Here is a 19,246-nt window from a genome sequence, read left to right on the forward strand (position 1 = left end):
AAAATGCAAAAAGAGACTACTCCTGCTCCATTAATCGATAGGCTCACTGCTGAGTTAAAATACCCTGTCCTTGATCTAACAAATATTGATGAGTTTTTAGAAAACAATGAGTTTTCAGTTTTATTCTTTACAGAAGATATAAAACGTTTTCCAGAAACAAATGATGTTGCGGTTGTATTACCCGAATTACTCAGCGTATTTCCAGATTTAAGCCCGGCAATAATTGCTCGCAATGATGAGAAAAAAATACAAAGCCTGTATGGATTTCGCGCATGGCCAGCATTGGTTTTTATGCGCCGAGATCAATATCTGGATGCAATCACAGGAATACAAGATTGGGGGGACTACCTTACCCAAATCAAATCCATACTAACATCAGAACCCAAGCGCCCTCTTTCGATTGGCGTCCCTGTAGTTAGCAGCTAAAGGAAAATAATATGCCAGATAAACCCTATTACGGAAGACCAATAGATATTCCTGTCATTGGAGAAGGCTCACAACCAGGTATTGATGGAGACGAAAACTTCAACTTCACTCAGTCACCAGGGGCGATGCACACCTATGACATGCCGCTCATTCCTGAGCCCGAAGAGGTAAAAAACCTTACTATAGCAAAATCTATACTGGCCCAGCTTTTAAAGACAATCGAAGCCTACAAAGTAGGCGATCCTGCAGTAGGGTTTGATATAAGTCATATAGATGCAGCCAATACCGATCTGATTAATCAGGTTTTTAACGAAGGTGAAGTTAGTGTCCTTTACCAATCTGATACCTCCGTACAAATACAGGAATCAGTACTAACAGGCATTTGGCGTATTCGAGTAACTAATGAATCAGGAGAGCCTATCAGCGATAAAATCGAAATAGGTGACATTCCCTCCATCGTCAGGGAAAAGACTTTTTTAAACTCAACACCTATTGACACCAACCTAGAAAAAATTCCTGAAAATGTATTAAACGCTCCACCATTAGTGATCGAACTTTCCGAAAAAATGGAAGCATGGAAAAAAGGAGATATGCACCATGTGATTAATCTAACCTTGCTCCCACTTTCTACCGAAGATTTACATTTTCTTGGTGAGCGTCTAGGCGTAGGACCCATTACTATACTTTCACGAGGTTACGGCAATTGCCGTATTGGTAGCACCTCCAAGAAAAATATATGGTGGGTAAAATACTTTAATTCTGAAGACAAATTAATACTGAATACGATTGAAGTCATTGATATCCCAGAGGTAGCAACTGCCGCACCTGAAGACTTGCGAGATAGTGCTGAACGCCTCAGGGAAATTTTAGAAGTTTATGATGTTGATATTGGATAAAACCATGAAAGAAACAAACATAAAAAACGAATTTGGAAGCGGGTCATTTGAGGGTTCTTATGGCGGAGATGATGCTCGAATCTCTGATGATGACAAAATGGAGTGTAAAATTTGCTGGAAAGTATACGACCCCACTGAAGGCGATGATTACTGGCAAATTCCTGCTGGCACACCGTTTTCGCAATTACCCGATCATTGGCGATGCCCCGAGTGTGACGGCACAAAAGATCAGTTTATGGTAATACTGAGCTAATGCCCTTTTCTACCACAAACCTGGAAGAGACATTTCGCAAAATTCAAAACACGCGAATGAAGGGAGTGCCTGTTATCAATAAACATCTAAATGTTAAAACCGTTGATTTTCAAGAATGGAATAATTACCACCTAGGTATATTAATCACCCCATGGTTTATGAATTTAATGCTCTTTCAAAAAAGCGGCGATGCAAACACCACTTCTTTAAAAACAGGCTCTGTCACTCAGCACACTTTTCCCTCTGGGTCTTATGAATTTGTATCAGGTTTTGAAGAGGAAATTGGCCACTACCAAAGCTGTTCTCTATTTTCTCCTATGCTTGAATTTGAAAACCAGGAAGCAGCCGAAATAGTAGCAAGTGAAGCCTTAAAAGCGATTATGGATGAAGAAAATATAGACACTTCATCACAAAATCCTGCTGATGAAATTGAACAAATCTGGAAAGGTGAAAAGCCGCAACCCAAAATCACCCATAATTTTGATGGTTCAGAAATACTTAATGCGTCAAAAGAAGAAATTAGCAAACCAGGAAGCACAATATCAGAAAGATTAGCAGAGCCAACATCTAGAAGGGATTTTTTACGAGGAAAAGCATTCAAGAAGGAATCACTCAATAATAACAATTTGAGTGAGCATAAATCCTAATGACGAGCATAGCTGGCGAATTGAATATTTCAATATCCTATACAGATACAAACATTGATAGCCGAATTGAATCAAGCCGCCCTTTGCACGCGTCAAAAATTTTTACAGGAAAATCGATTACACATACACTAACTACAATTCCTTTATTATTTAATATCTGCGCTAAAGCACAAACTGTTACGGCAGTCCGCGCAATTGAAAGTGCCACAGAAAAACCTTCATACAAACAAACAGAATCTTTTCGAGAAGCATTAATAACTCTTGAAAACCTGCGAGAACAATCTTTACGTGTGGTAATGGATTGGCCGAAATACAGAAACGAACAAGCTGAAGTTGAATGCATATCTCATATATCCTTAGGTATAGCAAAGCTCATGCATGCCCTAGAACCTGTCAAAGTATTAGACTACCAAGGCCAACCTTCACCGAATTACTCTTTTAAAACCAGCGTAGAATTATGGATGATCTTTAGCGAAAAACTATCACAAACTATTTTCGGATCATCAGCGAATGATTGGCTCGAAAACACATACAAAAAAGAACAGCTGGACATCTGGGCAAGCAAAGAACAATCTCAAGCAGCAAAATTCATTCACTGGTTAAATCAGAAAAAATGGAAGCATTCGGGTAAATCAAACATCACACATATCCCCGATATAAATGACATTGAGGTGCGAGAACTACTAAAAACACAAGGACATCAGTTTACAGGACACCCTAAATGGGATGACCAATGCTATGAATTAAGCTGGTTTAGTCGCAAGCAATGCCAACCACATCAGGATAATGGCATTTATAGTCGTATGATTGGTCGACTTGAGGAAATCGCCGATTTAATTTTAAAACTGGATACGTTTTATATTAAAGGCACCCAACTCGAATCAGGCAAAAGTTCTGTTAGCGGCATGGCACATAGTGAAGCTGCTCGTGGTCGTTTAACGCATTTTGTAGAAATTGAAAATGAAACGATTAAAAAACTAGTCATACTTGCGCCTACAGAATGGAATTTCCACCCTGAAGGGGTCGCCGTTAAAAGCCTAAATAATTTAGATGCAAAATCCCCCCATGAATTGCTTCAACAAGCCGAACTATTGATTCATGCAATTGACCCTTGCGTGGGTTTTAACTTAAGCATCGAAGGATAAAATAGCACATGCATGAAATGTCTCTTTGCGAGGGTGTATTACAAATAATTGAAACAGAAGCCAGGAATCAGGATTTCGACAAGGTTAAACGAGTCATACTTGATGTTGGAGTATTATCTGGAGTAGAGATTCCCGCATTAGAATTTGCTTTTGAGGTAGTAATGCGGGGATCGATCGCAGAAAACGCTACACTTGAAATCAATGAATTAGAAGCACAGGCATGGTGTATGCAATGTGCGGGAACAGTTACGGTAAAACAGCGCTATGACGCTTGCCCCAAATGTGAAAGTTACCAACTACAGATCAGTAGTGGTGATGAAATGCGTATTAAAGAACTAGAAGTAGATTAAATTCAAAAGAGGACAAAAGAATGTGCACAGTATGCGGATGCGGTAGCGATGAAGTTAAGGTTGAAGGACATTCTCACAATCATAGCCACGATCATGATCACAGTCACCATAATCACAGCCATGAGCACTCTCATGCCGATGGTCACACGCATAGTCATGAACATAACAATCATGAACACAACCAAGACACCCACTATGGCTTAGGTCCAGCTCATGCTCACGTCCCGGGACTTAGCCAATCGAGAATGATAGAAATCGAACAAAATATTCTCGGAAAAAATGATGAATACGCAAATGAAAATCGACGCTTTTTTACCGAACAAGGCGTACTCAGTTTAAATCTAGTATCAAGCCCAGGCTCAGGCAAAACAACACTGCTAACTCAAACGATAACTGACCTAAAAGATGATTTATCACTGTCTGTTATCGAAGGGGATCAACAAACCGCAAATGATGCCGAACGCATCCGTGCCACGGGCATTCCCGCACTACAAATCAACACAGGCAAAGGCTGTCACCTTGATGCGCATATGGTCGGACATGCAATGGAAAAAATGACACCAGAAGAAGGCGGCGTATTATTCATTGAAAATGTTGGAAATCTGGTTTGCCCTGCTGCATTTGATTTAGGTGAAGCACATAAAGTGGCCATACTTTCGGTAACAGAAGGTGAGGACAAACCACTAAAATACCCTGATATGTTTCATGCTGCAGATATCATGCTTTTGAATAAAATTGATCTATTACCTTACCTACAATTTGATGTAGACAAATGTATCGAATATGCTCGACGAGTTAATCCAAGCATTCAAGTATTACAAGTTTCCGCCACATCAGGCGAAGGCATGGAAAACTGGTATCATTGGATTAAATCAACACGTCAAATGAAACTCATTGGACACCCTAGTTTTAATACGACTACAGCAACCGAAAACCATTTATGAGTGATACCTCTGCCAATTTATTACCAAGTATTCTCATCGTTGATGATGAGGCCCGCTCTATAGAAACGTTAGAGCGCATCCTTGATGAATACTTTGATGTTCACACCGCTAGCAATGCAAAAGAAGCGCTCGACATTCTCGAACAAGAGTGGATACAAGTAGTGCTATGCGACCAGAGAATGCCTGATGTTACAGGCGTAGAATTGTGCGGACAGATTCGTGAAACCTGGCCTGAAGTTATACGCATGATTATCTCAGGCTACACTGACTCAGAAGATATTATAAACGCGATCAACGAAGGCGGAATTTACCAATACATTAGTAAACCCTGGCACCCGGAAGACGTAATTTTAAAACTTAAAAATGCCGTGGAGTTATCCGAACTCCATCGAAAAAATGAAAGACTAGCTATCGAATTAAAGCTACACCCTAAAACACTAAAAGAAGCGATAGAAGTACAACGAAAAGCCCTGCAATCACATTATAGCTGGGAAGGTATCGTAAGAAGCCCCGACAGCATCATGAACGCGACCTGCGACACAGTAAAGCAAGTCTCTCCTTTTGATGTCAGCGTGTTAATAACCGGCGAATCAGGAACTGGCAAGGAGCTTTGCTCTCGTGCTTTGCATTACAACAGCCTGCGCCAGAATGAGCCATTCGTTGCAGAAAATTGTGGTGCACTGCCTGACGAATTATTAGAAAGTGAATTATTCGGCCACAAAAAAGGAGCTTTTACAGGTGCAGTTGAAGATCGGATAGGTCTCTTCGAATCAGCGAATGGCGGCACTATTTTTCTCGATGAAATCGGTGACATCTCCCCCGCTTTTCAACTGAAACTCTTACGAGTCTTGCAAGAAAAAGAAGTTCGCCCGCTGGGTAGCAACAAACGCCGCCCGGTAGATGTTCGCATTGTTGCAGCTACCAATAAAAACCTTGAAGATGAGGTACGAGAAGGTCGATTTCGCCAAGACCTATATTATCGCCTTGCGACATTTACCATCCAATTGCCTCCTCTGCGTGACAGACTCGAAGACATCCCTTACCTCACCACTTTCCTACTTGATGAAATAATGAATGAACTAGGAAAACGTGTAGACGGCATCACAACCGAGACCATGGATTGCTTTCAAAAATACCAATGGCCAGGCAATGTTCGCGAACTACAAAACGAACTAAAACGGATGCTGGTATTGACCCAAACAAACAAACTAGAAGCTAATACAATATCCCCACATATTTTACGCGCTACTCCCGATCATATGCGAAAAGATATGTCTCTTGTGACAGGTAACACAAACGGCACCTTAAAAGACCGGATCGAACAGCTAGAGTCGCGCGTTCTGAAAGAAACCCTAGTAAGGCACAGCTGGAACAAAACACGTGCAGCAGAAGAACTCGGACTATCCAGAGTCGGCCTGCGTAGCAAACTAGAACGCTACGGTTTAGAGCAAGCTGATCAGGATGTGGTACAGTTACCAAGTAAAAAGAAAATAAGTAATAGCAGTTAAATTTAAATACACCCCCCTACTTATAGGCACTTTTTTAAGAGAATTAGGAACCATAAAACGACTATGGCATCACAAATAATTCCCCACCACTCTCTAACAGAACAGGTTCCTGATGCACAACAACTAAGCCCAGCGATGGCAGATGATGCATGGATAGAAGTCATCCAGCGAATGGATGCTATCTATGCCGACCTTGTAAATTCCCAAGTTGCACTAGAAGAAAAAAATTCAGAACTAGAACAAACCCAACAATTTATTGAAAGCGTTCTATCATCCATGCACGATGTATTAGTGGTTACAGATATCAATGGAAACATTCAACGCGCCAATCTTGCCCTTGAAAAACTGACAGGAAAAAATAGCCAACAGCTCTGCAATAAACCTTTGAATATTCTTTTCCCTGAATCTGCGATCACGCAAGTTGATGAATTCCCAGAAAAGATTCGCTCAGGTAATCTGGTTGATTGTGAAATCGACATGCTCAATGCCAACAAAGAATCTGTGCCAATGGCCGTCATCTGTAAAGCACATTATGACAACGAAGGTAGACTGCTCGGCTCAGTATTAACCGGCAGGCCTTTATATGAAATTCGTAAAGCATACCGCGAACTGAAAGAGACCCACGAAGCTTTAAAAGCAACCCAGCAACAATTGATACAGTCTGAAAAAATGGCATCTTTAGGTAGACTAGTTGCAGGCGTAGCACATGAATTAAACAATCCAATCAGCTTTGTATTTGGCAACATGTATGCCTTGCAAAATTACGAAGTACGCTTTAGTAAATACCTCAAGGCGGTTCACAAAAACATCAGCATCGAGGAGCGCGACAAGTTACGAGCCGAACTTAAAATTGACCGCATTCTGGATGATGTAAAACCACTTTTAGAGGGCTCGCTCGAAGGCTCTACCAGAGTAAAAACAATTGTTCAGGAACTACGTCGCTTCTCAACCCCTAAGCTAAACACCTTAGAACGTTTCGACCTGGTAGACCTTATAAAAAGTTCTATTCACTGGGTAACTCACTCCGCGCGCACCAAGCCAAAACTCATTACAGAACTACCAGAAACCTTAGAGATCACCGCTAACGAAGGCTATATACATCAAATATTAATAAACCTTTTGCAAAATGCATTAGATGCCCTTGAAGAATGTTCGGACCCGACTCTAGAAATCACTCTTATCGAAAAAAAGAATGAGGTAGACATTATTTGCCGAGACAATGGCAAAGGCATTTCTGATAAACACCTATTAAGTATTTTTGACCCTTTCTTCACTACCAAACCTGTTGGCAAAGGAACCGGGCTTGGTTTATATATTAGCTATGGACTTGCAACCGAACAGTGCAATGGAAGCTTAAAGGTCGACAACCACCCTGATGGAGGTGCCATGTTCACCTTATCCCTTCCGTTAAATCATGAACCTTTATCCACAACAACACATACTACCAATGTTTAATGTCTTATGGTTACAATCAGGAGGGTGCGGAGGCTGCAGCTTATCATTGCTCAATGCAGAATCCCCCAACTTAATCACTCGATTCAAAAGCGCTCAAATCAATATGCTTTGGCACCCATCATTAAGCGAAGCCTCGGCTGATGAGTTTATTAATATTCTTGACGATATACTGTCAGACAAAATCCAACTCGACGCGCTTTGCCTTGAAGGTTCTGTCATGCAGGGTCCAAATGGCACCGGCAAATTCCACATGCTAGCCGGCACTGGTAAACCCATGATGACATGGCTGCAAGAATTAGCAGAAAAAGCACATTACACATTAGCGATTGGCTCATGCGCTGCTTTTGGCGGTATCACGGCTGCCGGAAATAACCCTGGTGAAGCCTGCGGATTACAATATGACGGCAAAAAAGCCGGCGGTTTACTTGGAGCCGAATGGCGAACAGCAAGCCAATTTCCTGTCATTAATGTGGCAGGTTGCCCCACTCATCCCGACTGGGTGACAGATGTTCTGAGCCAATTAGCTATGGGTGACTTAAAACTCAACCATCTCGATGAACTCAACCGTCCACGCGCTTACACCGATCACCTTGTACACCATGGCTGTGGTCGTAGCGAGTATTATGAATACAAAGCAAGCGCGGAAGAACTCGGTGACATAGGTTGCTTTATGGAACACAAGGGCTGTTTAGGCACGCAAGCTCGTGCCGATTGTAATATCCGTCCATGGAATGGAAAAGGCTCTTGCCTTAATGGTGGCTACCCATGCATCAATTGCACCGCCCCAGAATTTGAAGAACCAAGACTAAACTTTACCGAAACACCTAAAATCGCAGGCATTCCCATCGGTCTACCTACCGATATGCCAAAAGCATGGTTTGTTGCACTTTCTTCTCTTTCAAAAGCAGCCACTCCCAAACGTCTAAAAGATAACGCCACCGCCAGTACAATTATTACCCCACCAGGAAATAAGACACCATGACGCGCAAAATCTTAGGACCTTTCAACCGTGTTGAAGGCGACCTTGAAGTCGAAGTAGAAATCGCTGATGGCATCGTGACCAAGGCATGGGTGAACTCTCCACTTTATCGTGGCTTCGAACAAATCCTGCAAGGCAAACCACCAATGGATGCGCTCACCTATACACCGCGCATCTGTGGCATCTGCTCTGTCTCGCAATCCATTGCTTGCGCAAGCGCCCTCGCACAAATACAAAACATCACACCACCTAGTAATGGCCAATTAGTTTCAAACCTTATTCTTGCCTGTGAAAATATTGCTGATCATTTGACGCACTTTTATCTGTTTTTTATGCCCGACTTCGCCAGAGACAGCTATCAAAATAAATCGTGGCATAAAAACATCTCTAACCGCTTTCGCGCCCAAACAGGCACCGCAACACCCACCATGCTAAAAGCCCGCGCTGAATTTATGCACATCACAGGAATACTTGCAGGCAAATGGCCGCACACACTTAGCATTCAACCCGGCGGAACAACCACCTCTGTCAGCGCATCAGATAAAATACAACTTTTGGGAATATTAACCAGTTTCCGTGAGTTTCTGGAAACTCAACTTTTTGCAGACACTCTAGAAAACATTATCCAACTTGAAACGGATGACTCACTCAAAACATGGATGGAAAACCACCCACAAGCGGACTTTGCCGAGTTTTTACAGATAGCCGAAGATTTAGATCTGCACAAACTCGGAAAAATCGATGCAAAGTTTATGAGTTATGGCGTTTATACGCATGAAGACAACTCATTCTTACCACAGGGACTCTGGGCGAATGGTGAGCTCAGTGAGCTGGATACCAACCTAATCAAAGAAGACATATCCAGCAGCTGGATGCTCTCTCAAAATGGAGCTAAACACCCCTATCAAGGCAACACATTGCCTGACCCAGATCAAGCTGATGGTTATAGCTGGTGCAAAGCTCCAAGATACAATGAGCAAGTTATCGAAGTCGGCGCGCACGCTCGGCAAACTATCGCACAGCACCCGTTAGCACTCGACCTGGCAAAAAATAGCCAAAGCAATGTTCGAAACCGGGTTATTGCAAGGCTTCTAGAACTTGCGAGAATTGTCCCAGAAATGGAAAAGTGGGTAAGACAAATTAACCCTGAAGAACCATTTCAAATTATTAGCAAACTGCCAGATGAAGCTGAAGGACAAGGCATCATAGAAGCCGCACGCGGAAGTTTAGGGCACTGGATAAGAGTTCGAAACGGCAGAATTTTAAATTATCAGATCATAGCCCCCACAACGTGGAATTTCTCACCAAGAGATAAAGATGATATTGCAGGAGCTTTAGAACAGGCTCTGATTGGAACAGAAGTTGATGATGAAGGAAATGGAAGCGTTGCTATTCAACACGTAGTCAGATCATTCGATCCCTGCATGGTATGCACGGTTCACTGATTGATTTGTATATTCACGACCTAGTCCGCTTCTTATTTGCATAAAACTAAAATATCGGATAGTTTTATTACACTTTATCATTAAAACGTAATATTATATTACATAAATACAGATACGAGAAAAATGTAAAAGTGACTCTCCTCCCCAAAACCTCAACCAAACATGCTGAAACGATACGTGTTCGCGGCATTGTTCAGGGTGTAGGTTTTCGTCCTACGGTTTGGAAGATAGCACAGCAATTAGGGCTTTGCGGATGTGTAAGTAATGATGGTGATGGCGTACTAATTAAACTACAAGGTCAGTCTTTATCTATCGATGCATTTATTAATTGTTTAAGCAAAGAAAAGCCAACACTGGCTCGCATTGACAGCATTGAACGGGAACGCAATGAATATATTGGCGATAATAGTCAAAATACGGCTTCTAGCTTTGAAATCATTGAGTCTAACCAGTCTAATGCGAACACAGGCATTACCGCAGATGCGGCGACTTGCGATGCTTGTCTGAGCGATATCTTTGATAACAATTTTAATAACACCCTTGATAACACCCCGAAGAAAAAAACCAAAGAAAACCATCGCAAAGGATATCCTTTCACTAACTGCACTCATTGCGGCCCTAGACTAAGCATTATTCGCGGGATTCCTTATGATCGTGCTCAAACAAGTATGGATGAATTTGAGATGTGCCCATCCTGTTTGCACGAATATAACTCTCCTGCAGATCGTCGATTTCACGCCCAACCTAACGCCTGCCCAAATTGTGGCCCACACGTCTGGCTTGAAGACAATAATGGAAAGTTAGTTTCCGGCTCATACAAAAAAGAGCATTTCAAAGACCCCATCAATGACATACCTATCACCAAAGCAGCTTTATGCATACGGAATAAAGCAATAGTTGCAATCAAAGGGATTGGGGGCATTCACTTAGCCGCTTGCGCCTGTGATGACGGGAATGGAGAAAGCGCAATACAAAAGCTCCGAATTAGAAAAAAACGCCCACACAAACCTTTCGCCATCATGACAAAAGACATATCAATGATTGAGCAGTATTGCTACGTAAGTGAGAAAGAGAGAAATTTACTAACTAGCCCTGCTGCCCCTATTGTTATACTAAAGAGGCGCAGTGATAGCATAAAAAACACATCACAACTCTCGAATGATCTGGCGCCTGGACAAAAAACACTTGGCGTAATGTTGCCATACAGCCCGATACATCATTTATTACTTAATGCATTAAACACACCGATTGTTTTAACCTCTGCAAATCCCAGTCACGAACCACAGTGCATTGATAACAACCACGCACACAAAACACTGAGCGATATTGCAGATTACTATTTACTGCATAACCGCAAGATTGAAAGTCGGGTTGATGACTCAGTCGTTCGCATCATGGCAGGCAAGCCTCAATTTTATCGCCGCGCCAGAGGTTATGCCCCTGAATCTTTGCCGTTACCAAAAGATTTTGAAAAAGCTGATGACATTCTAGCGATGGGGGGCGAATTAAAAAACACCTTCTGCCTGATTAAAAACGGACAGGCAATTTTATCCCAACACATGGGAGATTTAGAAAACTACAAAACTTATGAAGACTATCGCCACAATCTGTCTTTATATGAGAACCTATTCCAACACAATGCCAAACATATCGCGGTAGATTCACACCCTGAATACATCTCCAATAAAGCAGGACTTGAGCTTGCAGAAGAGAGAAATATCACACTCCATCGTATTCAGCATCACCATGCACATATCGCTTCTTGTCTTGCGGACAATCTATACCCACTAAATGGATCAACTGTTCTAGGCATTGCACTGGATGGATTAGGTTATGGGAGTGGTGATAACAATGACATACAGCTTTGGGGTGGTGAATTCTTATTAGCTGATTACCAGCAAAGCCAACGCCTTGCACACTTTAAAGCCGTTGCTTTACTAGGCGGCTCAATCGCAATGAAACAACCTTGGCGGAATACCTATGCTCATTTACAAACTTGCCTAAATAATGGGAATGGCTGGGATTGGGTAGTAAAAAATCACCCTGACTTAGAGCTGGTAAAAAACTTATCAACCAAGCCGCTTGCTACTTTTGATGCCATGATGAATAAAGGATTGAATTGCCCACAAGCTTCATCCGCAGGTCGTCTATTTGATGCAGTTGCAGGTGCAATAGGCATTTGTCAGGAGCAAATTCAATACGAAGGACAAGCTGCAATAGAACTGGAAAGCTCCATTACAGAATCAGACTGGCTAGACTCTCAAACATCAGCTTATCTATTCGACACCAAAAACGAGCTAGACCCAACACCCATGTGGAAAGGACTATTAAACGACTTATCCTTATCAACTCCTAGAGGATTAATATCTGCTCGATTCCACAAAGGCTTATCTATTGCGATTCAAACAATGGCAATAAGATTAGCCGCAGACAACAATATACAAACTATCGCCCTATCGGGCGGTGTTTTTCAAAACAAAACTCTATTTGAAGATGTAAAACAGGAGTTAGAAAAACAAGATTTTTCTGTTTTAGTACATCGCCATGTACCCGCCAATGATGGTGGCATTGCATTAGGACAGGCAGTAATCACTGCAGCAAGAATACTATCTGAAAAGAATACCAACAAACAAACAGGCAACGCGAGGTCAAATCTATGTGCTTAGGTATACCGGGCCAAATAACAGAAATTACCGATAGCGAAAAATTGCTCGCTAAAGTTGATGTTTCTGGCATCAAACGAGAAATCAATATCGCCTGTATTATTGATGATGCACACCCACCTGAAAAATGTGTAGGAGACTGGGTACTGGTGCATGTGGGTTTTGCTATGAGCCGTATTGATGAAGACGAAGCAGCTCGAACCTTGCAAATATTAGAGGAGCTTGGTGAAGTTGAAGAAGAACTTAGCGCCATGCAAAACAGTGCTTAAAATGACCACAAGAAAACTCACAAACAAACAAAACGATAACGAAAGCGCCCAATATACACAAAAAAAGGCTCATAAGTGGGGGGGTGTACTTTTAAGTCTATCTCTAGGTACTTTCAATGCCTGAGAATGACAATAAACAACATTTATCGGACCTCTACCCTTTTTTACACAATAAAGAGAAAAATGCTGAACAAGATACTGCGGGCCTATTAGAATCCATCAAACAAAAATCAGAAGAAAGCATTAAAGCCAAACAGCAGTTTTTTTCAAAAAATGCAGAGGCATTACTTGAAGCAGCGCGAGCCATCGCAACGGTATATCAAAATGGTGGCCGCATGTATGCCGCTGGAAATGGCGGCTCGAGCTGTGATGCGGCGCACTTTTGCGTTGAGTTTCAACACCCTGTAACAGCGGGTCGCCCTGCTTTACCAGCAATGGATTTACTCGCCGATACCGCCATGAATTCTGCGGTTGCTAACGACGTGGGTTACTCACATATTTTTGTTCGTCAATTAGATGCTCATGCACGCGAAGGCGATGGTTTTATCGGGTTTTCTACCAGTGGTTGCTCTGAGAATTTACTGGCAGCCTATCATAGAGCGAAAGAAATGAAGCTAGTCACATTAGGCTTGGCAGGTGGCGATGGAGGCGACATGAAAAGCAGCGGTCAAGTCGATCATTGTCTAATCGTGGAAAGTGACTCAATTCATCGCACCCAAGAAGTTCATGTCGCCTGCTATCACATTATTTGGGATTTAGTGCACACCTTATTAGCAGATAGCCGCGGACTAGTTTCTCAAGAAGAGGATTTAAAATGAAATTTGTAGATGAATTCCGTGATACGGAAAAAGCAAAAACATTAACCAAAGAAATCCATCGACTAGCAAAAAAACTGGAAAATAAACAGGGAATAAACCAATCCAGACCACTGCAGATCATGGAATTTTGCGGCGGTCACACCCATACCATTTTTCGTTATGGCATCGAACAAATGCTGCCAGATAATATCGAAATGGTGCATGGCCCAGGTTGCCCTGTATGCGTCCTCCCCATGGGACGTGTTGATGATTGTGTGACATTAGCCGAACGACCAGAGGTGATTTTCACCACCTTCGGTGATGCGATGCGCGTACCGGGATCAAAGAAAAGCTTACTACAAGCAAAGGCAGATGGCGCAGATATACGGATGACATACTCACCTATGGATGCACTTAACCTTGCACGTAAAAATCCTGATCGCGAAGTTATTTTCTTTGGACTAGGCTTTGAAACCACCATGCCCAGCACAGCGCTCACAGTATTACAGGCAGAGCGTGAAGGTATTAAAAACTTCTCATTATTCTGCAACCACATCACAACAGTTCCCACCATAAAAGCAGTGCTCGATTCGCCAGATATGCAACTGGATGGTTTTTTAGCACCTGGTCATGTGGCGATGGTGATTGGCGAACGCCCCTTTGATTTCATTGCCAAGGATTATCACAAACCTTTAGTCATAACCGGTTTTGAGCCTTTGGATATTTTGCATTCAATGTGGATGCTACTCAAACAGATAAATGAAGATCGCAGCGAAGTTGAAAACCAATACACACGCATCGTACCAGCAGAAGGCAACACCCCTGCACTTGAAGCGATAAGCAAAGTATTTGAAGTCCGAGAATTCTTTGAATGGCGCGGCTTAGGTTCGATCGATCATTCAGGGGTTCGAATGAAAAAAGAATATACCGCTTATGACGCAGAACAGAAATTCTCAGTGCCTAATTTAAAAATTGCCGACCCTAAATCGTGCCAGTGCGGCGAGGTAGTCAAAGGTGTTATTAAACCTTGGGACTGTAAAATTTTCGGCACAAAGTGCAACCCTGAAAACCCTATGGGTGCATTGATGGTCTCATCCGAAGGGGCTTGTGCGGCTTATTACAAGAATGGCTACGAGAAGAAAATCGCATGATTGATTTAGAAAACCTACCCAAAACAAAGTTTAGAGGCAAAAATATAACACTGGCCCACGGCGCTGGCGGAAAAGCCATGCGCGATCTTATCGATGAAATATTTGTAGCAGGCTTTGATAGCCCAGAATTAACGCTATTAGAAGATCAGGCACGCTTTGATCTAAGCAATCTAAACAAACTCGGCAATCGTTTGGCAATGACCACTGACTGCTATGTAGTTGACCCACTATTTTTTCCCGGGGGAGACATTGGTAAGCTCGCAGTAACCGGTACGGTCAATGATCTAGCCGTTGGTGGAGCAACACCGCTATACCTCACCTGTGGCATGATTATCGAAGAAGGCTTCCCTATAGATGACCTACAACGCATCGTGGCATCCATGAAATCTACCGCAGATTCTGCAGGTGTTCGCATCGTTACAGGCGACACAAAAGTCGTCCCCAGAGGTGCCGCAGATAAGTTATTCATCAATACTGCAGGTGTTGGTGTAATACCTGAAACCAGCAACATTCAGGCTAACCGTGCACAAGCCGGTGACGTCGTCATCATAAACGGTTTCGTCGGTGATCACGGTGCGGCTATCGTCGACGCACGTGGCGAGTTAGCTTTAGAAATTAGTACCGTAACCGACTGCCAACCACTCAACGGTCTAATCACCGAAATGCTAAAAGTGTGCCCCGACATCCACTGCATGCGTGATGCTACACGAGGCGGATTAGCCACCGTGCTCAATGAATTTGCCAGTAGCAGTGAGGTTGCGATACAACTAGATAACACCAAAATCCCTGTCAGAGAAGAAGTACGCGGTGTTTGTGAAATTTTAGGACTAGACCCACTCTATTTAGCCAACGAAGGAAAGCTTATTGCAATAGTCTCAAAAGAGGATTCGGAATCTTTATTAGCTGCCATGCAAAAACACCCTATTGGGAAAGACAGCTGTATTATTGGCGCTGTGGAAGAATCTCCTCAAGGGAAAGTCATTCTAGAAACAGGCTTTGGGGGAAATCGAATTATTGATATGTTAATTGGAGAACAATTGCCCAGAATTTGCTAGCTAATTACAGACAATTAATTAAAAATCTGGACAGATACCGAATCAGTTCAATCTAAAACGAAGATTAGAATCCGCAACAAACAAATATAATGCATTTGTTATCCCTGATTCCACAATGAAAAACCATAATATGCCTAGATTAGCTTGAATAGCGTCTCTCAGAGTACTTTAGAGACGCTTACAATTTTACACCCCACATCTGTTATCCTTTGACATAGAAAATCCCGTCAAGACCTTAATAATGCCGCACGTGGCAAAACCCAAAAACGAACAGATCTTCCCATATTCGTCAAATTCACAAAACTAGAAGATAACTTTCTAAGCACAAAATAGAGTCATCGCTAATCACTTCTCTCAAAACGAGACAGAGGATAGCTAATGCATTTAAATTACTGGTGATCCAGAAGAAGCAAGCTCAGATCTAAAGCCTACAGGGAAAAATGTCGGACATAAAAAAGCAGCTAGAGGTTATGTAAACCTAAATAGCTGCTTTATATACGTAATATGGCGCGCTGGGGAGGATTCGAACCCCCGACCCTCTGGTTCGTAGCCAGATACTCTATCCAACTGAGCTACCAGCGCAGGTCTTGATAAATCAAGGATGCGTATTCTGCTTTTTTAAACTTTACAAGTCAAGTGATAGATAATCTCTTGTTATAAAGTTTGCAAATTAATACGACTTAACGCAATTAAAATGGCGGAGAAGGAGGGATTCGAACCCTCGATCCGGGATAAACCAGATACTCCCTTAGCAGGGGAGCGCCTTCGGCCACTCGGCCACTTCTCCAATTTCAATCGTGTTTTTTTACGAAGCGCAAGAATACCTGTGCTAGAGACTAAGGTAAAGTCTGAATTTCAAAAAAACACATACAATTTTAGGTTTATTCAAAAAACAGCCCCAAAGTCGGGGGGTGGCTTATTTTTTATATAAAAACGGACTAAATTTTTCTTCTTCATTATTATTAATCACAATATCTAACGCTACTTTTCTCTCCAACACTTCAAAAAATTGTGATAACCACACGAAAAGTAGATTTTTACCCGCAAGAAACCTTTTCTTATATATAATCCATTCCGAATTTATTCTATTAGGAGAATACCATGGCACAAGCCAGCGCTCGTCATTTACTCGTTGATACTGAAGAAAAGTGCAACGAATTGAAAAAACAAATTGAAGAAGGTGCCGATTTCGGTGCAATCGCTCAACAACATTCGAGCTGCCCTTCAAAAGCACAGGGTGGTGATTTAGGTTCTTTTGGCCCAGGCCAGATGGTTCCTGAGTTTGATAAAGTTGTATTCAGCGCGCCAGTTAACACGGTACAAGGCCCTGTTAAAACACAGTTTGGATATCACTTACTTGAAGTAACAAGTCGCACAGACTAATTACAAAAGCACATAAAAAAAGCCCTGATGATCAGGGCTTTTTTTATGTCTAAATTTTGTCTAGATCGGATTGCGATATGTATTCGTTCTGTTTCTCCAACCAGGCAACCACTTCTTTTCATTTCTACTTGGATTAGAATTTCTTACTCGACGCTCTAACACTCTCATCGAGGCATCTGCAAATTCATTAAGCGCTTGCTGTCCCGGGTTAACTGGACGCATTTCTTCAAGTACTTGCAATAAGCCCCAGTTTTGGCCTTTATAGCCGCCACTTCTGTTTAGGCCTTCACCTTTGAAATTTACATAATCAACAAGCACATACCTTCCACCTCTCGAATTTGCTACAGCGTTCAAGTTATTCGCAACTTGTCCTCGTAAATGCTGAGGTGTATTTTTAACGAGCTTAGGCATGGCACGCATTGCACGATCCATAATATATTTGGCTTGCAAGTGGCGCGTGTTGTATAAAAGTTGTGAAAATTGTTTGATTTCAGGACTGTTTTTAGCAGCCATTAATTGCTCTCTATTTCTCCAAGGAGCTCCTTCAAATCGTGCTCTTTGAACCCATGCTGGAAGTTGCACACCGTTTTTCTGCAAATAATCTAGCAGTCCCGGAAATGTATTACCAAATCTTTGGCTTCGACCCGATGGATACCAGGTGAAATGACCTATCCCCATTGCCGCGAAATCTTCTCTTAAATTCCAATGCACGAGCTGATCGATACGTCCGCCTGTTTCATTTTTGAATATTTGGTCACCAATACCATAGAGTTCTGATAACTCTGCTTGCTGACGCGCATCTGGCGAAGGTTGAGCAGGTCTTGCAACAACTCGTGGCTGTTGCACAACAGGACGTCTTACTTGTTGCTGAGATACGCTCTGCTTGTAGGTAGGCGCTCTTCTCTGTTGTTGAAAAACTACCTGTTGAGGTTTCGGTGTATGTTTGGGGGTTTGGACATAATATGTCTTTGAAGAATTAGCTGTGTTCTGGGGTGCTGCAGATTGCTGACTACAAGCTGACAATCCCAATAGGGACGCCGCAGCTACTGCACTAAAGGCTTTAACTTTCATAGAGTTACCATGTTTTATTATTATTATTTTTGGAGCTACTTTTACAGCCAATGTAATTATGGCTAGTAAAGTGGTTCACTGGTCTAACTATGGTACATAATATACGAATGAAAAACCCAGTCGAGAAAGTCACGACGAATGGACATATTTATTTAAAATATCAGATATAAAAACAATGACTTAGCTTATTTACTAAATTCATTGAATAGCCTTTCACCCAATAAAATAGCCAGTATGACTGCATAAATAACAGGCTCCGTAATATCCAGCTTTACCATCCACCAAAAATGCAGAACACCCAGCATAGAAATAGAGTAAATCAGCATATGCAACTTCTTCCATTTCTTCCCTAGTCGCCTAATCATTCCGTTAGTCGATGTAACTGCTAAAGGTGTAAGCAATATAACGGCAACCATACCCACCGTTATAAAAGGACGCTCCAGGATATCAAACCAGATCTCTTCCCAGTCAAAAAATTGATCAAACCAAAGATACCCAAATAAATGCAGTACCACATAGAAATAGGCGTATAAACCCACCATGCGGCGCAAACGGAGTAATTGAGGCCAATTGAATAAACGCCTTAGAGGAGATATCGCCAGCGTAAGCAACAGAACTCTTAAACCCCAGTCACCCAACCCTCTGATAACAGCCTCTAAGGGGTTAGCACCTAGCAAATCCTGCCAGACTCCCCAAGCATAATAGATAGCTGGGAGTGACAATAATGCGAATAGTGATGGCTTAAGAATGCGCGAAAACTTATTTTCAGAGATTTTCATTATTTAGCAGCCCTCAATGAAATGACTTAT

19 protein-coding genes and 2 tRNA genes are annotated in these 19,246 nt (G+C 42.2%); 17 read left to right on the forward strand and 4 right to left on the reverse strand.

Going from position 1 to position 19,246, the window contains the following annotated elements:
• Positions 1-3 precede the first annotated feature (3 nt).
• The 16 genes from OO007_RS00470 (at position 4) to hypE (ending at position 15,983) form a co-directional block, all read left to right on the forward strand.
• On the forward strand, positions 4-426 hold the full coding sequence (locus OO007_RS00470; protein ID WP_325807216.1) for a hydrogenase-1 expression HyaE: 423 nt from the start codon (positions 4-6) through the stop codon (positions 424-426).
• A gap of 11 nt (positions 427-437) precedes the next feature.
• Positions 438-1,322, forward strand: coding sequence for a hydrogenase expression/formation protein (locus tag OO007_RS00475; RefSeq protein ID WP_325807218.1), 885 nt, complete (start codon positions 438-440; stop codon positions 1,320-1,322).
• 4 nt (positions 1,323-1,326) lie between these two features.
• Entirely contained in the window at positions 1,327-1,575 is a 249-nt protein-coding gene (locus OO007_RS00480) for a rubredoxin (RefSeq protein ID WP_131904087.1), read from the forward strand.
• The gene (gene hybE, locus OO007_RS00485; protein WP_325807220.1) at positions 1,575-2,222 is read left to right on the forward strand and encodes a [NiFe]-hydrogenase assembly chaperone HybE; all 648 of its coding nucleotides are present in this window, start codon (positions 1,575-1,577) and stop codon (positions 2,220-2,222) included. The genes OO007_RS00480 and hybE overlap by 1 nt, the downstream gene beginning before the upstream one ends.
• Positions 2,222-3,367, forward strand: a complete 1,146-nt coding sequence (locus OO007_RS00490; RefSeq protein ID WP_325807222.1) for a nickel-dependent hydrogenase large subunit — start codon at positions 2,222-2,224, stop codon at positions 3,365-3,367. Before hybE ends, OO007_RS00490 begins: the two co-directional genes overlap by 1 nt.
• 8 nt (positions 3,368-3,375) lie before the next feature.
• Positions 3,376-3,717 carry a hydrogenase maturation nickel metallochaperone HypA gene (gene hypA, locus OO007_RS00495; RefSeq protein ID WP_325807223.1) on the forward strand — a complete coding sequence of 114 codons (342 nt, stop codon included), beginning with the start codon at positions 3,376-3,378 and terminating at the stop codon, positions 3,715-3,717.
• 20 nt (positions 3,718-3,737) lie between these two features.
• Positions 3,738-4,661 carry a hydrogenase nickel incorporation protein HypB gene (gene hypB, locus OO007_RS00500; RefSeq protein ID WP_325807224.1) on the forward strand — a complete coding sequence of 308 codons (924 nt, stop codon included), beginning with the start codon at positions 3,738-3,740 and terminating at the stop codon, positions 4,659-4,661.
• The gene (locus tag OO007_RS00505; RefSeq protein ID WP_131904092.1) at positions 4,658-6,169 is read left to right on the forward strand and encodes a sigma-54-dependent transcriptional regulator; all 1,512 of its coding nucleotides are present in this window, start codon (positions 4,658-4,660) and stop codon (positions 6,167-6,169) included. Before hypB ends, OO007_RS00505 begins: the two co-directional genes overlap by 4 nt.
• Positions 6,170-6,232: 63 nt before the next feature.
• Positions 6,233-7,624 (forward strand): ATP-binding protein, encoded by a 1,392-nt coding sequence (locus OO007_RS00510; RefSeq protein WP_325807226.1) that lies wholly within the window; start codon positions 6,233-6,235, stop codon positions 7,622-7,624.
• Positions 7,617-8,606 carry a HupU protein gene (locus OO007_RS00515; RefSeq protein WP_325807227.1) on the forward strand — a complete coding sequence of 330 codons (990 nt, stop codon included), beginning with the start codon at positions 7,617-7,619 and terminating at the stop codon, positions 8,604-8,606. Before OO007_RS00510 ends, OO007_RS00515 begins: the two co-directional genes overlap by 8 nt.
• Positions 8,603-10,048, forward strand: a complete 1,446-nt coding sequence (locus OO007_RS00520; RefSeq protein ID WP_325807228.1) for a nickel-dependent hydrogenase large subunit — start codon at positions 8,603-8,605, stop codon at positions 10,046-10,048. Before OO007_RS00515 ends, OO007_RS00520 begins: the two co-directional genes overlap by 4 nt.
• A gap of 131 nt (positions 10,049-10,179) precedes the next feature.
• On the forward strand, positions 10,180-12,714 hold the full coding sequence (hypF, locus tag OO007_RS00525) for a carbamoyltransferase HypF (RefSeq protein WP_325807230.1): 2,535 nt from the start codon (positions 10,180-10,182) through the stop codon (positions 12,712-12,714).
• Positions 12,705-12,980 (forward strand): HypC/HybG/HupF family hydrogenase formation chaperone, encoded by a 276-nt coding sequence (locus tag OO007_RS00530; protein WP_325807231.1) that lies wholly within the window; start codon positions 12,705-12,707, stop codon positions 12,978-12,980. The genes hypF and OO007_RS00530 overlap by 10 nt, the downstream gene beginning before the upstream one ends.
• 116 nt (positions 12,981-13,096) lie before the next feature.
• A complete protein-coding gene (locus OO007_RS00535; RefSeq protein WP_325807232.1) occupies positions 13,097-13,798 on the forward strand; it encodes a D-sedoheptulose-7-phosphate isomerase in 702 nt (233 codons plus the stop codon).
• Complete coding sequence (gene hypD, locus OO007_RS00540; protein ID WP_325807233.1) at positions 13,795-14,928, forward strand: hydrogenase formation protein HypD; 1,134 nt, start codon at positions 13,795-13,797, stop codon at positions 14,926-14,928. The genes OO007_RS00535 and hypD overlap by 4 nt, the downstream gene beginning before the upstream one ends.
• Complete coding sequence (gene hypE, locus OO007_RS00545; RefSeq protein WP_325807234.1) at positions 14,925-15,983, forward strand: hydrogenase expression/formation protein HypE; 1,059 nt, start codon at positions 14,925-14,927, stop codon at positions 15,981-15,983. The genes hypD and hypE overlap by 4 nt, the downstream gene beginning before the upstream one ends.
• A gap of 505 nt (positions 15,984-16,488) precedes the next feature.
• Here the strand turns inward: hypE and OO007_RS00550 are convergent.
• Together OO007_RS00550 and OO007_RS00555 are read right to left on the reverse strand one after the other, a co-directional pair.
• A tRNA-Arg gene (locus tag OO007_RS00550) sits at positions 16,489-16,565 on the reverse strand.
• Between the two features lie 113 nt (positions 16,566-16,678).
• Positions 16,679-16,770, reverse strand: a tRNA-Ser gene (locus OO007_RS00555).
• 314 nt (positions 16,771-17,084) lie between these two features.
• On the opposite strand from OO007_RS00555, the gene OO007_RS00560 reads away from it, so the two are divergent.
• Positions 17,085-17,366 carry a peptidylprolyl isomerase gene (locus tag OO007_RS00560; RefSeq protein WP_131904101.1) on the forward strand — a complete coding sequence of 94 codons (282 nt, stop codon included), beginning with the start codon at positions 17,085-17,087 and terminating at the stop codon, positions 17,364-17,366.
• 60 nt (positions 17,367-17,426) lie between these two features.
• On the opposite strand, the gene OO007_RS00565 is transcribed toward OO007_RS00560, so the two are convergent.
• Together OO007_RS00565 and OO007_RS00570 are read right to left on the reverse strand one after the other, a co-directional pair.
• On the reverse strand, positions 17,427-18,437 hold the full coding sequence (locus OO007_RS00565) for a hypothetical protein (protein WP_325807236.1): 1,011 nt from the start codon (positions 18,435-18,437) through the stop codon (positions 17,427-17,429).
• A 185-nt stretch (positions 18,438-18,622) separates the two neighbouring features.
• Entirely contained in the window at positions 18,623-19,216 is a 594-nt protein-coding gene (locus OO007_RS00570) for a sulfite oxidase heme-binding subunit YedZ (protein ID WP_325807238.1), read from the reverse strand.
• Between the last annotated feature and the right edge of the window lie 30 nt (positions 19,217-19,246).

The sequence above is a fragment of the Cocleimonas sp. KMM 6892 genome (assembly GCF_035798195.1).
In the GTDB taxonomy this organism is placed as follows: Bacteria; Pseudomonadota; Gammaproteobacteria; order Thiotrichales; family Thiotrichaceae; genus Cocleimonas; species Cocleimonas flava.